We start from the raw sequence: 18,700 nt of genomic DNA on the forward strand, positions 1-18,700 counted from the left end.
CAATCTCACTATATTATTTCCTACTATATTCGTTCTTAGTATAAATATGACAGCAAAAGACAACTTTTTAGCAATAGACCATATTAGTTTTGTTATTTCAAACCTTGAAAAATCAAGACGTTTTTATGAGGACGTTTTAGGTTTAAGAGTTGATGATTCACGCCCTGATTTATCTTTTGATGGATTCTGGCTTACCATCAACCATCTTCAACAAATACATTTATTATTGGTTAAAAATCACGATCCATTAGAACGACCTGAGCATGGTGGTCGAGATCGGCATGCTGCCTTTAGAGTCAGAGATCTATCGACCATACAGCAGCGTCTTAATGATCATGGGATTGTATTCACCATGAGTAAATCAGGGCGTAAAGCACTTTTTGTTCGAGACCCTGATGGCAATACCCTGGAGATTTTGCAATGAGCAAGAATCTATCATCACAAGATAAAAATCAGGAAGGTGGAACTGATTTTTTGGCGCTTTTTAAAAGCAAATTTTACGGTGTTCTAAAATGGCATCAACTCGATCATATTTGGGATGTGATAAAGACCGACCCAGACGAAGAATGGTACATCTATGAAACAGATAAAACAGTTCCAGAAAAGCCCATGCTACAGAAAGATTTTATTACTTATATCGAAAAGATAGATCTGTCATTGAGAGCAGAACACAAGGAAGACTATTGCGGAATTGTGTATGCGGATGATCTAGAAAAGCCTAATTTTATTAAGGTTTTTGACCCAAAGAGTCTAGGTTCATCTTGCAGCATTGCCAAAACTCCACTTGTACCAAAATGGACAATAACTAAATCTAAACCTCAGAACTTACAAGTAAAAGATAGGCCTGAAAATCAACCTAAACGCTGGCTCGGAAAATTATTTTCAAAATAATACCCAAATACACCTATTGATTCGATCTGCTACGTAGACACTCGTAATTCTTTTCGAGTAGAATACCCAACAATATATTTTTGAATTTAATCGGGATGTTGTTCTGCATGGAGCACCATCCCGTTTTGTGTGTAAGCAATTTACAGCTTTGTGTTATTGAAAACCCCATATCTTTAGTACAAAGCGAAATGGAGGCAGCTTGGATAAGAAGGCAATCCTAATTCTTGAAGATGGAAATGAATTTCATGGCAAGTCTATAGGTTACGATGGTAGCAATGTCGGAGAAGTGGTTTTTAATACTGCTATGACTGGATATCAAGAAATATTGACTGATCCATCTTATGCAAGTCAAATGGTTACATTAACCTATCCCCATATCGGTAACACCGGCATAAACAAAGAAGACGAAGAAGCCGATACCATCTTTGCTACTGGACTGATAGTAAAAGACGTTCCTCGTTTAGTCAGTAACTGGCGCTCAGAAGAATCATTACCTGACTATTTAAAACGCAAACAAGTAGTTGCCATAGCCGATATAGATACCCGCAGACTGACACGTATATTACGTGAAAAAGGTGCGCAGCGAGGCTGTATCATAGGTGGTATCGAAGGAGCTGCAACTCAGGAAGAAATCGAATCAGCCAAACAACAAATTAATTCATTTCCTGGTTTGAAAGGTGCCGATCTGGCAAAAGTGGTTTCAACAAAAGAATCATACGACTGGACTGAAGGCACCTGGAATTTAGAACCAGAAGATAATGTGACCATAGATAAATCATCGGCTGACCATTTTGTTGTAGCTTATGATTATGGAATCAAGAAAAACATCCTACGCATGCTCGTTGACAGAGGCTGCTTTGTTAAAGTTGTCCCTGCGCAAACTTCAGCGGAAGATGTATTAGCGATGAATCCTGACGGTGTGTTCCTATCTAATGGCCCTGGTGATCCAGAGCCTTGTGATTATGCAATTGAAGCGATTAAAACAGTTCTAGACAAGAAAATACCTACTTTTGGAATCTGTTTAGGTCATCAATTATTAGGTCTTGCAAGCGGGGCTTCAACAGTCAAAATGAAATTTGGTCATCACGGCGCAAATCATCCGGTACAAGATTTAGAAAGTAAAAAAGTAATGATTACCAGTCAGAATCATGGATTCGCTGTTGATGAAGACACATTACCAGCAACATTAAAAACAACGCACAGATCATTGTTTGACGGCAGTTTACAAGGTGTTAAGCGCACGGATTGCCCAGCATATAGTTTTCAGGGACATCCAGAAGCGAGCCCTGGTCCACATGACATAGCCCCGATTTTTGATGATTTTATTGCTTTAATGAAGGAGGCCAAATAATGCCTAAGCGTACCGACATAAAAAGCATCTTAATAATTGGTGCTGGCCCTATCGTTATTGGTCAAGCGTGTGAGTTTGACTATTCAGGCGCTCAAGCCTGTAAAGCCCTTCGTGAAGAAGGTTACCGCGTAATTCTGGTGAATTCTAATCCTGCTACGATTATGACTGACCCGGAAATGGCTGATGCAATTTATATTGAGCCCATTCAATGGAAAACAGTTGCTAAAATCATAGAAAAAGAAAGACCAGATGTTTTGCTCCCAACCATGGGCGGCCAAACCGCATTGAATTGCGCATTAGATCTAGACAAGCATGGTGTACTTGCAGAGTACGGCATAGAAATGATTGGAGCGAAAAAAGAAGCTATTGATATGGCTGAAGACCGCGAAAAATTCCGTGTTGCCATGGAAGATATCGGTCTGGCATCAGCACGCTCTGGTGTTGCGCACAGCATGGAAGAAGCACGTCAAGTCCAATCAGGATTAGGTTTCCCTACTATCTGTAGACCATCATTCACCATGGGTGGTTCTGGTGGTGGAATAGCTTACAACCTCGAAGAATTTGAAGAAATTGTGGCACGTGGCTTAGACCTTTCGCCAACAACTGAAGTTTTATTAGAAGAGTCTCTATTGGGCTGGAAAGAATACGAGATGGAGGTTGTTCGTGACCAGGCTGATAACTGTATCATCATCTGTTCTATCGAAAACCTTGACCCAATGGGAATTCATACTGGTGACTCAATAACGGTTGCACCTGCACAGACATTAACAGACAAGGAATACCAGATATTACGTAACGCATCTCTAGCGGTACTTCGTAAAATTGGTGTTGAAACTGGCGGCTCTAATGTCCAGTTCTCAATCAATCCTAAAGATGGACGTATGGTGATCATCGAGATGAATCCACGTGTTTCTCGTTCATCTGCACTTGCATCTAAAGCTACAGGTTTCCCTATTGCTAAAATAGCGGCGAAACTAGCGGTTGGATTTACTTTAGACGAGTTGAAAAATGATATTACCGGTGGTGCAACACCAGCATCATTTGAGCCAACGATAGATTATGTTGTAACCAAAATTCCTAGATTCACATTTGAAAAATTCCCGAAAGCAGATTCACGTTTAACCACACAAATGAAATCAGTGGGTGAAGTGATGGCGATTGGCCGTACCTTCCAGGAATCTTTCCAGAAAGCACTGCGCGGTTTAGAAACCGGCATAGATGGCTTAGATGAGAAAGTTGACCTTACTGATGAAAATGCAATCGACGAATTACGCCGTGAATTAATCGCAGCTGGCCCAGAACGTATCCTTTATGTCGGAGATGGCTTCCGTTATGGCATGAGTCTGGAAGAGTTGTTCGACCTTACTGCAATTGATCCATGGTTCTTAAGTCAAATTGAAGAACTTATTGAGTTAGAAAACTCACTCAAAGGTCGTTTACCGAGCAGTATTGGCAAAGATGAAATGTTCGACCTGAAACGCAAAGGTTTTGGCGATAGACGTTTGGCCACTGTGTTAAACGCTAAAGAAAAAGAAATACGCAAACTACGTCAAAAATTAGGTGTGAGACCAATCTACAAAAGAGTAGATACCTGTGCAGCAGAATTCTCTACAGATACTGCATATATGTATTCTAGCTACGACGAAGAATGTGAAGCCAAGCCAAGTGATAAAGATAAAATCATGGTATTGGGTGGCGGACCTAATCGAATCGGCCAAGGTATTGAGTTTGATTACTGCTGTGTTCACGCAGCTTTGGCAATGCGAGAAGATGGCTATGAAACGATCATGGTTAACTGTAACCCTGAAACCGTTTCTACCGATTACGATACCTCAGACCGTTTATATTTTGAACCACTAACTCTGGAAGACGTGCTTGAAATCGTAGACTTAGAGAAACCTAAGGGCGTCATCGTACAATACGGTGGGCAAACACCTCTAAAACTCGCTGAAGCACTAGAAGCGAACGGAACTCCAATTATTGGTACAAGCCCAGACTCTATCGATTTGGCTGAAGACCGTGAGCGTTTCCAGCAAATGATTGAGAAACTAGGTCTTAAGCAACCACCAAACAGAACGGCCAGAAGCACAGAAGAGGGCGTAAGGCTCGCAAGTGAAGTAGGTTACCCACTTGTTGTTAGACCATCTTATGTTCTTGGTGGTAGAGCAATGGAAATAGTCCACAACGAAGATGATTTACGCACTTATATGCGAGATGCTGTTCAGGCGTCTAATGATTCTCCGGTATTACTCGATCGCTTCCTGGATGATGCTATTGAAGTGGATGTAGATGCAATTTGTGATGGCGAGAATGTGCTTATTGGCGGCATCATGCAGCACATAGAACAAGCGGGTGTTCACTCTGGTGATTCAGCATGTTCATTGCCTCCTTATTCATTGAGTGAAGAAATTCAGGACGAGCTACGTGAGCAATCACGCAAAATGGCTTTAGCCTTAAATGTTGTAGGCTTAATGAATGTACAATTCGCGATCAAAGATCACGATGTATACGTTCTTGAAGTAAACCCTAGAGCATCTAGAACAGTTCCTTATGTTTCTAAGGCCACAGGACGACCTCTAGCCAAAGTTGCAGCACGTTGCATGGCAGGCACATCACTTGATGAGCAAGGCATGAGAGAAGAAATAATACCTACGCATTTTTCAGTTAAAGAAGCTGTATTCCCGTTTATCAAGTTCCCTGGTGTAGATCCTATTCTTGGCCCTGAAATGAAATCAACGGGCGAAGTTATGGGTGTTGGTAAAACCTTTGCAGAAGCCTTTGGCAAATCACAGCACGCGGCCAGTATCGATTTCCCTAAACAGGGCGGAACAGCCTTTTTAAGTGTGAGAGAAAATGATCGTGAAGCAGTGCTAGAAGTTGCGAAACTTTTACAGGATCTTGAGTTCAAACTTGTTGCCACTCGTGGTACTGCACGTGCGTTAAAAGAAGCTGGTTTTGAATGCGAACAAATTAACAAAGTAAGAGAAGGACGCCCTAACATTGTTGATTTGGTTAAAAATGAACAAGTTAATTTAATTGTAAATACCACCGAAGGTAAAAAGGCGATTGAAGATTCATTTGAGATCAGACGTGAAGCATTGCAAGGTAAAGTTACCTATGCCACCACTATCACAGGGGCCTGGGCGCTATGTCAGGCAATGACTCATGATGACCAAGAGCAAGTTTATAAACTACAAGACTTGCACTAGATCAATAATGTAATCGTCTTACTTAACAACACTAAGAAATAAAGTACAAAGGAATTACCTCATGGATAGACCACCAATTACAAGTGTAGGTGCTGATCGTTTAAAAGAAGAACTGAATGTTCTTAAAACGATTACCCGTCCTCAAATCGTTGAAGCAATAGCTACAGCCAGAGAACACGGTGACTTAAAAGAAAATGCAGAATACCATGCTGCTAGAGAGCAACAGAGCTTTGCAGAAGGACGCATTCAAGAATTGGAATCCGTTCTTTCTACCGCTCAGATTATTGATGTCACCAATTTAGGTGTCGAAGGTAGAGTAGTTTTTGGTGCAACTGTTGAACTTGAAGACCTTGATACAGAAGAAACTGTCACCTATCAAATCGTCGGTGATGTTGAAGCTGATATTAAATTAAATCTTATCGCTGTGTCTTCACCAATCGCCAGAGCATTGATTGGAAAAGAAGAAGGCGATGTGGCAACCGTTAAAGCACCTGCGGGAATACGTGAATACGAAATTGTAGATATTAAATATATTTAAACAATTTTAGTGAGTCTTTTGATTTATCAAAACGCATTCACGTTTTAATTAAAATAATAAGAGATACGAAATGTATCTCTTATTATTTAACAGGCTTTAATTAATGACACCCACAACAACAATAATAGATTTACTTCGTCATGGCGAAGTGGAAAATGATGCCGTATTCTGCGGCAGCACTAACGATACGCTTACCGATGCCGGTTGGCAGCAAATGGTAAAAGCCCTCGATAATAAAGGCAAATGGGATTTAATTGTCTCTGCTTCTCTAGAGCGTTGCCAGGAATTCGCACAACTCATCGCAGAAGAAGATGATATTGATCTAGAAGTCGATGATAGTTTGAATGAAATGGATTTTGGACATTGGGAAGGCTTGTGTCCGGAACAGATCATGAAAGAGGAAGGAGAGCTTCTTAACGCATGGTGGCAATCACCCACTAGAGTATCACCACCTGAGGGTGAAGACTTTCACGTATTTCAATCGCGCGTTTTGGCATACTTCAAAAACATTATCGAAAACAATCAAGGCAAACGCATTTTATTTGTTAGCGACACAGGCCCGATTCGATTAATCATTATGTATATTCTAGGTATGCAAGATGAAAATCTGTTTCGTTTAAATGTCGATTACGCGTGCTTCTCACGCCTACACATTTACCACGATGAAGTGGGTGAAAAAGGGTGTCTGATTAAACACGGCTAACATCTGATGTTAATAACAACTTTTTTGCTATTAACATAAATATCTATAACTACACCCCCCTACTTACAGGCACTTTTTTTTAAAGTGCCTTAACAGATACAGCTTAACGATCATCTTTCTACTGGTTTCTTTAGCCATAAGTACAAAGATAAGCTGTTTCCTGCTTCACCACGACGTCAAAAGAACTATTCGCTTCAACATTAAAGGATTCACCTGCACTAAATACCTGAGACTCACTTGCATCTTTAAACGTTATTTCCAAAGCGCCTGTTATTATCGTCATTGTCTCTTTGTCTGCTGTATTAAACACATATTCTCCGACTGACATGACACCAACAGAAGCAGGAAGTATCTCTGTTTGATAAGCGATTGATTTAACTTTTCCATCAAAATATTCATTTACATCTAACATACTTATTTCTCTTTTGATCACAATAAAAATGACTCTATAGTTTATCAGAATCAATATTTAAACCAGAGAATTTATCTAAATCTATCCACGTTTAACTCAACAAACTGTATACTTTGCGCAGTTTATTTTTAACTCTTTCACATTTTACACAGCGAGCATTACATGACAATTAAACGAATAGGGCATCGATATACCGATGCAGCAAGCGGCAAAACAATCGACACATGGTTTCCACGTGCCAATAAAGAAATAGCTAGAAGCTGTCTGGCTTTAAAAGTTGGCCTATTGAAAAGTGATTTTGTAGAAGTTGAAATTAAATCATTGGATGACGCACCTAAATCTGTAGAAGAAGCCTATTTGCGCTTACATCTATTATCAGAATGTCAGGTTAAACCAAACAGTTTAAATCTAGACGGTGTGTTTGGCTTATTGGCGAATGTTGCATGGACATCAGCTGGTCCTGTTCTTCCAGGCGAAGTAGAAAACCTACGCAGTTTAATCGCGGAAGAAAATCACCAACTTAGCGTCACCTCTATCGATAAATTCCCTCGCATGACAGATTATGTGATTCCGGAAGGTGTACGCATTGGTAACGCTGACCGTATTCGCCTAGGCGCGCATCTAGCTTCTGGTACTACAGTAATGCACGAAGGTTTTGTTAACTTCAATGCAGGTACGCTGGGTGACTCCATGGTTGAAGGCAGAATCAGCGCCGGTGTTATTGTTGGTGAAAATTCAGACATTGGCGGTGGTGCATCCATCATGGGAACTTTATCGGGTGGCGGCAAGCAAGTTGTCTCTATGGGTAAACGTAACCTGTTAGGCGCGAATGCAGGCTTAGGTATCTCTTTAGGTGATGACTGTATTGTAGAATCTGGTTTGTATCTGACAGCGGGTACAAAAGTAAAAACACCTGATGGTGAAATTGTCTCAGCACGCGATTTAACAGGACAATCTGGCTTATTATTCAGAAGAAACAGCCAAACAGGAGCGGTAGAAGCGATTACCAGTGATTCTTCAGTATGGGGTGGATTAAACAGTAGCCTGCATAGCAACGATTAAATATCTGGCTAAAAAAACTGCCTCAAAGTAGGGGGGTGCCTTTTTATTTACTCTGATGAAAGAAGCACCTTTTCTACAAAAAAAAGCGCTCATATAGAGCGCTTTTTTAATGTTTGGAATATCTTCAGATAGATGATTTCATTATTGAGACTTGATAAAAGCACGTAAACGTTCTGCGCCTTCTATGCATTCTTCAATCGTTGCCACTAATGCCATTCTAATTCTGTTTTCACCCGGATTTACACCATCGACGCTTCGAGCCAAATAACTGCCCGGAACGACTTTGAGGTTTTGCTGCGCATAAACATCTCTTGTGAATATTTCATCATTCATTTGCACATCAGGCCAAAGATAAAAGCCCGCTTCAGGTTTATCTACCTCAAGTACATCATCCAAAACATCTAAAACCGCATCAAATTTCAAACGGTATTGATCTCTATTTTCTCTAACATGTTTTTCATCATTCCACGCTGCAATACTCGCCATTTGAATCGGTTGAGACATCGCACACCCGTGATAGGTACGAAACAATAAAAACTGCTTTAAGATCTCAGCATCACCAGCGACGAATCCAGATCGTAAGCCGGGCGCATTGGAGCGTTTCGAAAGACTATGGAAAACCACGCATCGTTTAAAGTCATGATTACCCATTGTCGCAGCAACTTCTAACAAACCGACAGGTGGCTTTTCTTCATCAAAATAGATTTCCGAATAACACTCATCACTGGCAATAATAAAATCATGCTTTTCAGCTAATTCGATTAATTGCATGATTTGATCAGCATCAACAACTGATCCTGTTGGATTTCCCGGGCTACATAAATACAGTAACTGACAATCATCCCATTGCGCAGGAGTGACCTTAGAAAAATCAGGTGAGAAATTTGTTTCTTTGGTGCACGACAAGAACACCGGTTTAGCGCCAGAGAGAAAAGCTGCACCCTCGTAAATTTGATAAAAGGGGTTAGGCATCAAAATTGAGGCATTAGGTTTTGTGTTATCCACCACTGCCTGAGCGAATGCAAATAATGCTTCGCGTGTGCCATTAACGGGTAGAATATTTTTATCTTCTGTTATATTGCTTTGACCAAGATTAAATCGTTGTATCAACCAGTGTTTAATTGACTCTCTGAGTTCAGGAGAACCAGCCGTTAATGGATAATTTGAAAAACCAGATAGGTTTTGTTGAACAGCTTCTAGTATAATATCCGGCGTCTTATGTTTTGGTTCTCCAATAGCAAAAGATATTAGGTCTTTTGTTGCTGGTTCTACACCTTGATAGAGCTCTGCAATTTTTTGAAAAGGATAAGGGTGTAATTGATTTAAATTAGGATTCATCGCAAAATATTAGGACTATTTATCGGGCTACTGAGTATATTGTTAATTGATAGGATATTCACGTGTTAGTGGTAAATAGAGTTTTTAAATAAATAAGTTACAAGATATGGTCTATAAGTAGGGGGGTGCATCATTAATATTATTAATATGATTATTAGAAACTTAACTTTTAATCATCTGTATTTAAAATTAATTGATGAACTTTGCGGCTGTAGCTTGACACTTTTCCCCAAGCAAACTAAAAACCGTATAGGCATATGACCTCAACTAGGAATTTATTCAAATGACAGAAAACGTAGACAACAATAATAATAAAAACATACAACAAGACACAGTATTCGATGGGGATAACGCAGCTTATCTTGAGATGCTTTTTGAAAGTTATTTACAAGACCCTAATTCTGTAAGTGATGGATGGAGAAGATATTTTACTGATTTACCTGTACCTGCTGATTTTACCAACGGTGCGACTCATTCGGTTATGCGTGAGCAATTCAGCAGAAAAAAGCTACATGCTATTCAAACTGCTACTCCAGCCAATTACGGTGAAATTGAAGCAGAACGTCAGCAAGTGCATGTTCTTCAGCTGATTAACAACTATCGCTCTTTAGGACATTTAGTCGCCTATACAAATCCTTTAAGAGGCGATGAAGTAAAAGCGAATCTACCAGAGCTTACCCTACAAAACTTTGGTTTAGATAAAGTTGATAAAGATACGGTTTTCGATCCTGGTACTTTCCAGATGAAAGAAAAACCCACTCTGGATAATATCTTCCGCGCGTTGAGACATACCTATACAGAAAGTATTGGTATCGAATATATGCATATTCTCGATACAGAAGAAAAACGCTGGATTCAAAGCAGAATTGAGCCCTGTGAAGCTCGACCAAATTTCAACAATGAAAAGAAAAGCGAATTGCTTGATGATTTAGTCGCGTCTGAAACACTAGAGCGTTACTTGCATAAGAAATACGTTGGTCAAAAACGTTTCTCACTGGAAGGTGGTGAATCTTTAATTCCGATGTTGAATGAAATCATTCATCATTCTGCTGAACAAAACACACGTGAAATCGTTTTGGCAATGGCGCATCGTGGTCGCTTGAACGTACTGATCAATGTCATGGGTAAATCACCTGAAGAACTATTCAGTGAGTTTGAAGGTAAAAAAGTTGAAGAACTTTCAGCGGGTGACGTGAAATACCATCAGGGCTTCTCTTGTGATATAGAGACTAGCCATGATCCAATGCACTTAACGTTGGCATTTAACCCATCTCATCTTGAAATCGTTTCTCCTGTTGCTTGTGGTTCGGTAAGAGCTAGACAAGAACGCAGATCAGAACGTGAAGATGACCATAACGGTAAAGTAATTGCTGTATGTGTACATGGTGATGCTGCATTCGCTGGTCAAGGCGTAGTTATGGAGTCATTCAATATGTCTCAAACTCGCGGATACACGATTGATGGAACAATTCATATTGTTGTTAACAATCAAATTGGTTTTACAACCAGTCAACAATACGACAGTAGAAGTACCTACTATGCAACTGATGTTGCAAAAATGGTTAATGCGCCGATTCTTCATGTTAATGGTGATGACCCGGAAGCTGTAGCGTATGCTGCTCAGGTAGCCTTAGATTATCGTTTACAGTTCAATAAAGACGTTGTTATTGATTTGGTTTGTTATCGCCGTCACGGCCATAACGAGGCAGATGAGCCAGCAATGACGCAACCTGTTATGTATTCTGCAATTCGTAGCAAGAAAACAACTCAGGAATTGTATGCTGCAAAATTGGTAAATGAAGGTTTACTGTCTGAAAATCAGGCTGCAGAAAAAATACAAGCTTACAAAGACAAACTAGCTGCAGGTAAACCAGCAGTTGAAACACTTGACTACAGCAGTGTTCCACCACACCTTATTGTCAATTGGGAAACCTATCTCGGTAGAGAATGGACGGCAAAAGCGGATACCCGCTTTGACCTAAAAACTATGCAGGCAATGGTTAAGCGTTTCCATAATGTACCAGAGCACATGGTCATTCATCGCCAGATCAAAAAGATCTTGGATCAGCGCAATGAAATGGCAGAAGGCAAACGCCCTGTAGATTGGGGTATGGGTGAAACATTGGCTTATGCTACATTGGTTAGTGAAGGCTATGATATTCGTATTAGTGGTCAGGATAGTGGTCGCGGTACATTCTCACATCGCCATGCTGTACTTCACAATCAAGAGAAAAGACAAGCGTGGGTTCCACTTAAACACGTAAGTGATAATCAAGGTCGTTTTACAGTAATCGATTCTGTTCTTTCAGAAGAAGCAGTACTTGCGTTCGAGTATGGCTTTGCTACTACGTCTCCTAACACGCTTAATATCTGGGAAGCGCAGTTTGGTGATTTCGTCAACGGCGCTCAAGTTGTTATTGACCAATTCATTAGTTCAGGTGAGCAAAAATGGGGCCGCCTATGTGGCTTGGTTATGTTCTTACCACATGGTTATGAAGGCATGGGCGCAGAGCATTCATCTGCTCGCCTGGAACGTTTCATGCAGCTTTGTGCAGAAGACAATATGCAGGTATGTGTACCAAGTACACCGGCTCAAACATTTCACATGTTACGTCGCCAAATGCTTAGACCGTATCGTCGTCCGTTAATCGTAATGACTCCTAAGAGTCTGTTACGTAATCCTGCTGCTGTGAGTACCATGGAAGAATTAGCAGAGGGTAATTTCAAAACCATTATTGATGATGAAAGATTCTCTCAATCTAAACAGGATGTAGAACGCGCTGTTATGTGTAGCGGAAAAGTTTATTACGACCTTCTTGCTAAATCTGAAGAAGAGAACGTTAAAAATATTCCGTTAATACGATTAGAGCAGCTTTACCCACATCCGGAAAAGTTACTGAAGAAGATATTAGAGTCTTATCCTAATTTGAAAGAACTGGTTTGGTGTCAGGAAGAGCCTCGCAATCAGGGAGCATGGGATAGCGCGAAACATAGATTTAGAAAGTTTGAAGATAAATACACTGTAACTTGTGTAAGTAGACCTAGTGCTGCAGCACCAGCCGTTGGATCACATAAAGTTCATCTTCAACAACAAAACGAATTAGTACAACAAGCACTTAAATTAGAGACAAAATAAATGACTATAGAAATACGAGTACCACAATTACCAGAGTCAGTTAGTGACGCTAGCATTGCTGCATGGGTTGTTAAAGTAGGGGATTCAGTTACAGAAGACCAAAATCTTTTGGAATTAGAGACTGATAAAGTTGTGTTGGAAGTACCAGCACCTGCTGCAGGCGTAATCACCGAATTAAAAGTAGAAGAGGGTGACACAGTTCTGGCTGGAGACCTTCTTGGTATTATTGATGAAACTGCTACGGCTGCACCTGCTGCTGAAGTTACAGAATCTGCAAGTAGCCCAGCTGCTGGCGATGATGCAAATGCAAGCCCATCTGTTAGAAAGACTATGGCAGAAAATGATCTTTCTGGTTCTGATGTTGCCGGTAGTGGTAAAAATGGTCGTATCCTTAAAGGCGATGTAGAAAATCATCTACAAAAACCAGCTGCGGCTGCACCAGCAGCTAAATCTGCGCCTAAGATTGATACCATGCTAAACACTGAAGGTAGAGAAGAGCGTCGCGTTCCAATGACTCGTCTACGCGCTAAAATTGCTGAGCGTCTACTCAGTGCACAACAAACTTCAGCTATCTTAACTACGTTCAATGAAGTTGATTTAACTGAAGTCATGCGATTACGTAAGAAGTATCAGGATCGTTTCACTAAAGTTCATGATATCAAGTTAGGCTTTATGTCTTTCTTCATTAAAGCGGCAACGGAAGCACTTAAGCGTTACCCTGAAGTAAATGCAAAAATCGATGACGGTGATATCATCTATCAAGGTTTTTATGATATCGGTGTAGCTGTTTCATCTGAACGTGGATTAGTTGTTCCAATCCTTAGAAATACAGATGGCATGGGCAATGCAGACATAGAAAAAGCGATTGCTGATTACGCGACTCGTGCACGTAGCGGTCATCTTGAGCTTAATGAATTAACTGGTGGTACGTTCTCTATCACTAATGGCGGTACTTTTGGTTCAATGCTTTCAACACCAATCTTGAATCCACCACAAAGTGCTATCCTGGGTATGCACAATATTCAGCAACGTCCTATGGCGATCAATGGTGAAGTTGTGATTCGTCCTATGATGTACTTGGCGCTTTCATACGATCACCGTCTTATCGATGGACAAGCGGCAGTAAGCTTCCTTGTTAAGATTAAAGAATTACTAGAAGATCCAGCTAGTTTGTTCTTAGAGCTATAAGATCAGTGTCTTTAATGTTGAGTGTTTAACTTAGCTCAACTCGTTAAAGATGCTGTATTTTTTAACCTGTTTACAATATGTAAATAGGTTAAAAAAAGGCTTATAAGTAGGGGGGTGTATATACATCCCCTTTTTATATTGAGGATGACCATATTAATTTGAATCTAAAGCACAGCTTTCACTGCACTTTAGTTTTTTAGTAATTTACAGCGAAATTAACTTTATTAAGAGAGCCACTGGTCAAACGTATGAGTCTGGGGTTTTCTGATTTAACTATAGACCCTACAGGCAAGCTAGCTGTATCAATTTTTATAATAAAATGTCTGTTAAACCTGGAATCAACCACATTATCTGGTAAGTGATATCTACCATAACCATCTGTTTCTAATACCAGCCCAGTGACTGTCGCCAAACGAACTCCGGGTATTCCATTCTCATTTTTATCTTGAATGCCATTATTGTTTTGGTCGTGAAATACTTTTCCAATTACCGTAGCATTTGTCGGTAATTCCGAAGTTTCCGCTGCCATAGCAACATTAAATGCACCTAATGTAAACAAGCTACAAACGGATAATAATTTAATCAGTTTTTTTGATTTTGCGTTTAAAGAAACGATTTTTCTTTCTTGAATACTGGCAGTTGCTTGAGCATTAATATCATATTTCATTCTAGATTCCCTTCCAGTAAATTATATAGCAATAGATTTGCTACCGTCTGTCCAAAATAAAGACATAAATTAAACAAATCTAGCCGTCTAACTACTAACTGTATGAGAGTGATGATGATCGGTAACTAAAAGATATTTGATAATCTTGCTTCCCATTAAATCACTAAGTTATCAATATTTTATGACATAAGTGCTAAATAAATCCCCATTCATCTAGTAATCACTTACGTATATATCAGAATTGTTTAATATGATAACGAACGTAATTACAATATTGCCTAATATGCTAACGATTAGGCGGCATTAACGTATTTAGTAATCATCCTTGATGGCTATTTATACGTTAAGCATTGCTTAGTAATAACAATACTTAGTAACTAAGTAATATAGAAATAATAAATTAAAATTTTAAGGTTAACAATTAATGTCAGTTCTTACAAAGCAGACTAACAATACGCATTTGCAACCCATTGATGGGAAGGTACTAGCTATTCCCACTTCTCAGCAACAAGCGCCAATGCTTGAGACTCCCAAAGAGATGTCAATGCGAGACATATTTGGAATTCTGAATCGTCGTAAATTCACGATACTGCTAACACTTCTGGCTGTACTAGCTTTAGCACTGCTTTATACCTTCTCAACCAAACCAAGCTTTCGTGCAAATGCGATTATTCAAATAGAGAGAGAAGGTGCTGAAATTGTTAGTTTTGGTAATACTCAACAAACTTCTACTGGTTATTCAGAGAATGATCCCTTCTTTAGAACACGATATGAAATGTTACGAGGCCGGGTTATTGCACAACGTGTAATTGAAGACCTAAATCTGGAAAACAGTCTTGTCCCTAAGCAAACAGAAGAATCTAGTTTTTCTTTATCTAAGCTATTAAAAACTATCGGACTTGCTAAAGATAAGCCCAAACTAGCTAATAACAATCAAACAATAGACTACAGTGCTGTTTTTCTAGAAAACCTATTTGTACAACCTATTGGTGGAACACATTTAGTTGAAGTATTTTATGAGGCATCATCGCCACAAGAAGCTAAAGCAGTTGTTACAAGCCTACTTGATAATTTTATTAAACTGCAAATTGAAACGAAAAGTGAAACTGGTGAATACGCCAAAGAATTTCTCACTAAACAAATCGAAGACGCAGGTGATCGTTTACGTTCTGCTGAAGAAACCCTGGTTAAATATGCAAATGAAAATGGCATATTAGGTGTTGATGAGAATCAAACAAGACAAGTTAAAAAATTAGAAAATCTAGACAATGCACTGGTTCAGGCTGAGATACGTCGTATTGAAGCTGAAAGCTTATATCTACAAATGAAAAAAGCAGGAAGTGTTTCGACTGTTTTAACTAACCCCGTTATTACGAGCCTTAAGGCAAGACTTGTTCAGTTAGAAGGGGATTATCAGGAGATGCTTAAAACATTTAAGCCAAATTACCCTGATATGAAACGATTACAACAGCAAATTAATTCTGCTAGAGGCAAGTTACAAAAGGAAATGGGAAATATTCAGCGTTCTATGGAAGCTGACTATAGAGCTGCAAAGCGCCAGGAAGATAAAATCCGTTCTGAATTGGGGCAATTCAATTCAACCATGCGTGACTTACAGGATAGCGGCGTCGACTATAATAACTTGAAACGTGAAGTAGAAAGCAGCAGTAAAGTTTACAATAGCCTTTTGCAGCGTAGAGAAGAGGTGAGTGTGGCTTCAGCTGCAAACACCAGCAGCATCAGCATTGTTGAACCTGCTGTATTACCTGTAAATAAGTATCGACCACGCCCAAAAATGAACATTATGCTTGGTTTAGTTTCAGGTTTGATTCTTGGTCTGGCATTTGCATTTTTACGCGAATCATTAGATCAAAGCATTAAGTCTTCTGATGATCTTGAAAAAGTAACAGGTTTACCAGTATTAGGTATGATTCCTCGGGTAACCAAATCTTCAATGAAAAAACAATTAGATTTAATTGCTCATAAAGTGCCGCATTCACCAGCGGCCGAAGCATACAGAATATTAGCCACCAATATACGGTTAATGTTCAATAACGAATCTGAACACGTCATGTTAATTACCAGCATACATTCTGGTGAAGGCAAAAGTACTACTGCAACGAATATTGCCTGTTCTTATGCTCAAATGGGTAAGAAAGTACTGTTAGTAGATGCTGACATAAGAAACGCTTCTATCCATACTAAATTAGAAATAAACAACAAAAGAGGGCTTAGTCACTATTTAAAAGGTGAAAGCGACCTCGTTGGAATTACTCAGCCAGTGAAAAGTATTCCAGGTTTATACGCCATAACTGCTGGAGACTATGAAATTGACCCAGTCAGCTTATTAAGCCATGAAAGAATGTCTTATTTGACTACTCAGGGTTCAACCATTTTTGATTATGTAATAATCGATGCTCCACCTATTACAGGCTTCGCGGATACACTTGTATTATCTTCTCTTGCTACATCGACTTTAATAGTTGCGCAGGAAGATAATTTAGAGGCTCGTACAATTAAAAATGTATTAGGTCAGTTAAGACGTGTTAAAAACAATGTGTCAGGTTTTTTATTGGTTAATGTTAAAAACCCAAGTGTGAATGCGAAATACTATTCTAAATATCATTCTAAGAAGAAACAAAAAGCATTACTTGAAAATAAGAAACTAAAATACGCTTAAATATATTGAAATAAAGGATGTTATTTTAATGTATCGGTTACAACCTATACATTGAATAAATAATAGGTAGAATTAGCGCATGCTATTTCTAAAGCCAATATTCAGGACTATTATATTATCAATAATTTTAGCATTATTGATAATATATCTAGGTATCAAATATCACTGGAGTGATTATTTGAAGGCTGATAAAGCAGATAATATTAGTCCTTTAACGATTCCTCCAATAAGTAATGATAATTTAAACAGTTCTCAAATTAGTCATCAAAATTCATTAGAAACCGAAGTTTTCAGACCAGAAATAATTCCTTTGAATGATCCGCTCAGTGATAAAGTAGACTTGATCACTAGTATGACCAAAGACCAGGTTGAATTACACTGTAAGTCTTTATTAAACAAAACAATAAAAAGTAATGATCAGCTCAGTTTAGCTGTCGTAAACTGTATGGTAAGTAATTATCAAGAACCGCTTCAATCAGTGCATGATACGAGCTATTTAAAAAAGAAGAAAACCCTTCGAAATGCCTGCCAAAAACAATTCAGACATACCAATTATTCACAAATAGAAAAACAATTGTTAATAGGTATGTGTATTTCAGACAAGATCACTCAATAAGTCATTCACTAGTTTATTCTGAGTAAGCAATATCTTTTAATACTTTTGCATGTACCTCTTTATTGCTACACGCTAAAACGGTTCTCGTATCTAGGCTCAATTCATTACCAGTCAAGTCAGTAAATATGCCTCCGGCCTCTCTAACAATTACCGCTAATGCAGCAATATCAAGAATATTGACATCAGACTCAAGAACAATATCAATTTTTCCACTTGCTAACAGATGATAATGGTAAAAATCACCATAGCCTCTAATACGATTTACACTGGCTACTAAATCACCAACATTATTCCATTGAGGGCTTTTAGCGATAGACGCAATATTCCCAAGAGAAAGCGTAGAACCCTTGACGGTATCTATATCACTGACAGTGATTTTCTCTCCATTTAGCCAAGATCCTTCTCCTTTTTCTGCGTAGGCCATTTCTTCGAATTCAGGGCTATTAGATACGCCTAGAATTAATTCCCCATTTCTCATTAAAGCGATTTGAGTAGAAAAGAATGGGTAGCGACGTACAAAGCTTTTAGTGCCATCAATAGGATCAATTAACCAATTGTATTCAGCATCTTCATTGACTTTTCCAGTTTCTTCACCATAAAAACCATGATCAGGAAAAGCATCAAGAATTATTTTTTTAATCGTTTTTTCTGTTTCTACGTCAGCTATAGTGACAGGTGTTTCATCAGGTTTAATTTCTATTTCGAACTCACCTGCATAATACTTTTTAATAACTTCTTGTGCGGCTTGCGCTGCTTCTAAGGCTGTTTTTAGAAATGGACTCATGATAAAAATCGTAGTTTTGTAGGAAAGCGAATATTATACTGATTTTGATATTGTTTAGTATGATTGTTAGTTAATAACCACAAAAATTATAAATATTAAAACTTTCGAAAACGGAATCACTAAAA

15 protein-coding genes are annotated in these 18,700 nt (G+C 38.9%); 11 read left to right on the plus strand and 4 right to left on the minus strand.

Annotated elements, in window-relative coordinates; translation table 11 throughout:
• Positions 1-46: 46 nt before the first annotated feature.
• The 6 genes from OO007_RS08310 to OO007_RS08335 all read left to right on the plus strand — a co-directional run bounded on the left by OO007_RS08310 (position 47) and on the right by OO007_RS08335 (position 6,692).
• Positions 47-424: a VOC family protein gene (locus OO007_RS08310; RefSeq protein WP_325808453.1), complete on the plus strand. Its 378-nt coding sequence runs from the start codon at positions 47-49 to the stop codon at positions 422-424.
• Positions 421-891, plus strand: a complete 471-nt coding sequence (locus tag OO007_RS08315; RefSeq protein WP_325808454.1) for a hypothetical protein — start codon at positions 421-423, stop codon at positions 889-891. The genes OO007_RS08310 and OO007_RS08315 overlap by 4 nt, the downstream gene beginning before the upstream one ends.
• A 199-nt stretch (positions 892-1,090) precedes the next feature.
• Positions 1,091-2,242, plus strand: coding sequence for a glutamine-hydrolyzing carbamoyl-phosphate synthase small subunit (gene carA / locus OO007_RS08320; RefSeq protein WP_325808455.1), 1,152 nt, complete (start codon positions 1,091-1,093; stop codon positions 2,240-2,242).
• A complete protein-coding gene (carB, locus tag OO007_RS08325; protein WP_325808456.1) occupies positions 2,242-5,451 on the plus strand; it encodes a carbamoyl-phosphate synthase large subunit in 3,210 nt (1,069 codons plus the stop codon). Before carA ends, carB begins: the two co-directional genes overlap by 1 nt.
• A gap of 61 nt (positions 5,452-5,512) precedes the next feature.
• Positions 5,513-5,989, plus strand: coding sequence for a transcription elongation factor GreA (greA, locus tag OO007_RS08330; protein ID WP_131905231.1), 477 nt, complete (start codon positions 5,513-5,515; stop codon positions 5,987-5,989).
• A 103-nt stretch (positions 5,990-6,092) separates the two neighbouring features.
• On the plus strand, positions 6,093-6,692 hold the full coding sequence (locus OO007_RS08335; protein WP_325808457.1) for a histidine phosphatase family protein: 600 nt from the start codon (positions 6,093-6,095) through the stop codon (positions 6,690-6,692).
• Between the two features lie 130 nt (positions 6,693-6,822).
• On the opposite strand, the gene ppnP is transcribed toward OO007_RS08335, so the two are convergent.
• A complete protein-coding gene (gene ppnP / locus OO007_RS08340; protein ID WP_325808458.1) occupies positions 6,823-7,104 on the minus strand; it encodes a pyrimidine/purine nucleoside phosphorylase in 282 nt (93 codons plus the stop codon).
• Positions 7,105-7,266: 162 nt separating this feature from the next.
• Between ppnP and OO007_RS08345 the strand changes: the two genes are divergently transcribed.
• Complete coding sequence (locus OO007_RS08345) at positions 7,267-8,166, plus strand: tetrahydrodipicolinate N-succinyltransferase N-terminal domain-containing protein (RefSeq protein ID WP_325808459.1); 900 nt, start codon at positions 7,267-7,269, stop codon at positions 8,164-8,166.
• 141 nt (positions 8,167-8,307) lie between these two features.
• Here the strand turns inward: OO007_RS08345 and dapC are convergent, their stop codons facing one another.
• Positions 8,308-9,504 carry a succinyldiaminopimelate transaminase gene (dapC, locus tag OO007_RS08350; RefSeq protein WP_325808460.1) on the minus strand — a complete coding sequence of 399 codons (1,197 nt, stop codon included), beginning with the start codon at positions 9,502-9,504 and terminating at the stop codon, positions 8,308-8,310.
• 283 nt (positions 9,505-9,787) lie between these two features.
• Here dapC and OO007_RS08355 point away from each other — a divergent pair, with 283 nt between their 5' ends.
• Both OO007_RS08355 and odhB read left to right on the plus strand, forming a co-directional pair.
• Positions 9,788-12,640: a 2-oxoglutarate dehydrogenase E1 component gene (locus tag OO007_RS08355; protein WP_131905226.1), complete on the plus strand. Its 2,853-nt coding sequence runs from the start codon at positions 9,788-9,790 to the stop codon at positions 12,638-12,640.
• The gene (odhB, locus tag OO007_RS08360) at positions 12,641-13,828 is read left to right on the plus strand and encodes a 2-oxoglutarate dehydrogenase complex dihydrolipoyllysine-residue succinyltransferase (protein WP_131905225.1); all 1,188 of its coding nucleotides are present in this window, start codon (positions 12,641-12,643) and stop codon (positions 13,826-13,828) included. It begins immediately after the preceding gene.
• Between the two features lie 196 nt (positions 13,829-14,024).
• Here odhB and OO007_RS08365 read toward each other — a convergent pair whose 3' ends face one another.
• Positions 14,025-14,495 (minus strand): hypothetical protein, encoded by a 471-nt coding sequence (locus OO007_RS08365; protein WP_325808461.1) that lies wholly within the window; start codon positions 14,493-14,495, stop codon positions 14,025-14,027.
• A gap of 424 nt (positions 14,496-14,919) precedes the next feature.
• Here OO007_RS08365 and OO007_RS08370 point away from each other — a divergent pair, with 424 nt between their 5' ends.
• Entirely contained in the window at positions 14,920-17,175 is a 2,256-nt protein-coding gene (locus OO007_RS08370) for a GumC family protein (RefSeq protein WP_325808462.1), read from the plus strand.
• Between the two features lie 178 nt (positions 17,176-17,353).
• Positions 17,354-17,791 carry a hypothetical protein gene (locus OO007_RS08375; protein ID WP_325808463.1) on the plus strand — a complete coding sequence of 146 codons (438 nt, stop codon included), beginning with the start codon at positions 17,354-17,356 and terminating at the stop codon, positions 17,789-17,791.
• A gap of 13 nt (positions 17,792-17,804) precedes the next feature.
• Here the strand turns inward: OO007_RS08375 and OO007_RS08380 are convergent, their stop codons facing one another.
• Positions 17,805-18,575 (minus strand): inositol monophosphatase family protein, encoded by a 771-nt coding sequence (locus OO007_RS08380; protein WP_325808464.1) that lies wholly within the window; start codon positions 18,573-18,575, stop codon positions 17,805-17,807.
• Between the last annotated feature and the right edge of the window lie 125 nt (positions 18,576-18,700).

It is taken from the genome of Cocleimonas sp. KMM 6892 (assembly GCF_035798195.1).
Lineage (GTDB): Bacteria > Pseudomonadota > Gammaproteobacteria > Thiotrichales > Thiotrichaceae > Cocleimonas > Cocleimonas flava.

What these genes read in the sequence shown, in the direction of transcription:
- OO007_RS08310 (WP_325808453.1), top strand. Translation starts at nt 47, where the DNA reads ATGACAGCAAAAGACAACTTTTTAGCAATAGACCATATTAGTTTTGTT.
- OO007_RS08315 (WP_325808454.1), top strand. Translation starts at nt 421, where the DNA reads ATGAGCAAGAATCTATCATCACAAGATAAAAATCAGGAAGGTGGAACT.
- carB (WP_325808456.1), top strand. Translation starts at nt 2,242, where the DNA reads ATGCCTAAGCGTACCGACATAAAAAGCATCTTAATAATTGGTGCTGGC.
- greA (WP_131905231.1), top strand. Translation starts at nt 5,513, where the DNA reads ATGGATAGACCACCAATTACAAGTGTAGGTGCTGATCGTTTAAAAGAA.
- OO007_RS08335 (WP_325808457.1), top strand. Translation starts at nt 6,093, where the DNA reads ATGACACCCACAACAACAATAATAGATTTACTTCGTCATGGCGAAGTG.
- ppnP (WP_325808458.1), bottom strand. Translation starts at nt 7,104, where the DNA reads ATGTTAGATGTAAATGAATATTTTGATGGAAAAGTTAAATCAATCGCT.
- OO007_RS08345 (WP_325808459.1), top strand. Translation starts at nt 7,267, where the DNA reads ATGACAATTAAACGAATAGGGCATCGATATACCGATGCAGCAAGCGGC.
- dapC (WP_325808460.1), bottom strand. Translation starts at nt 9,504, where the DNA reads ATGAATCCTAATTTAAATCAATTACACCCTTATCCTTTTCAAAAAATT.
- OO007_RS08355 (WP_131905226.1), top strand. Translation starts at nt 9,788, where the DNA reads ATGACAGAAAACGTAGACAACAATAATAATAAAAACATACAACAAGAC.
- odhB (WP_131905225.1), top strand. Translation starts at nt 12,641, where the DNA reads ATGACTATAGAAATACGAGTACCACAATTACCAGAGTCAGTTAGTGAC.
- OO007_RS08365 (WP_325808461.1), bottom strand. Translation starts at nt 14,495, where the DNA reads ATGAAATATGATATTAATGCTCAAGCAACTGCCAGTATTCAAGAAAGA.
- OO007_RS08370 (WP_325808462.1), top strand. Translation starts at nt 14,920, where the DNA reads ATGTCAGTTCTTACAAAGCAGACTAACAATACGCATTTGCAACCCATT.
- OO007_RS08380 (WP_325808464.1), bottom strand. Translation starts at nt 18,575, where the DNA reads ATGAGTCCATTTCTAAAAACAGCCTTAGAAGCAGCGCAAGCCGCACAA.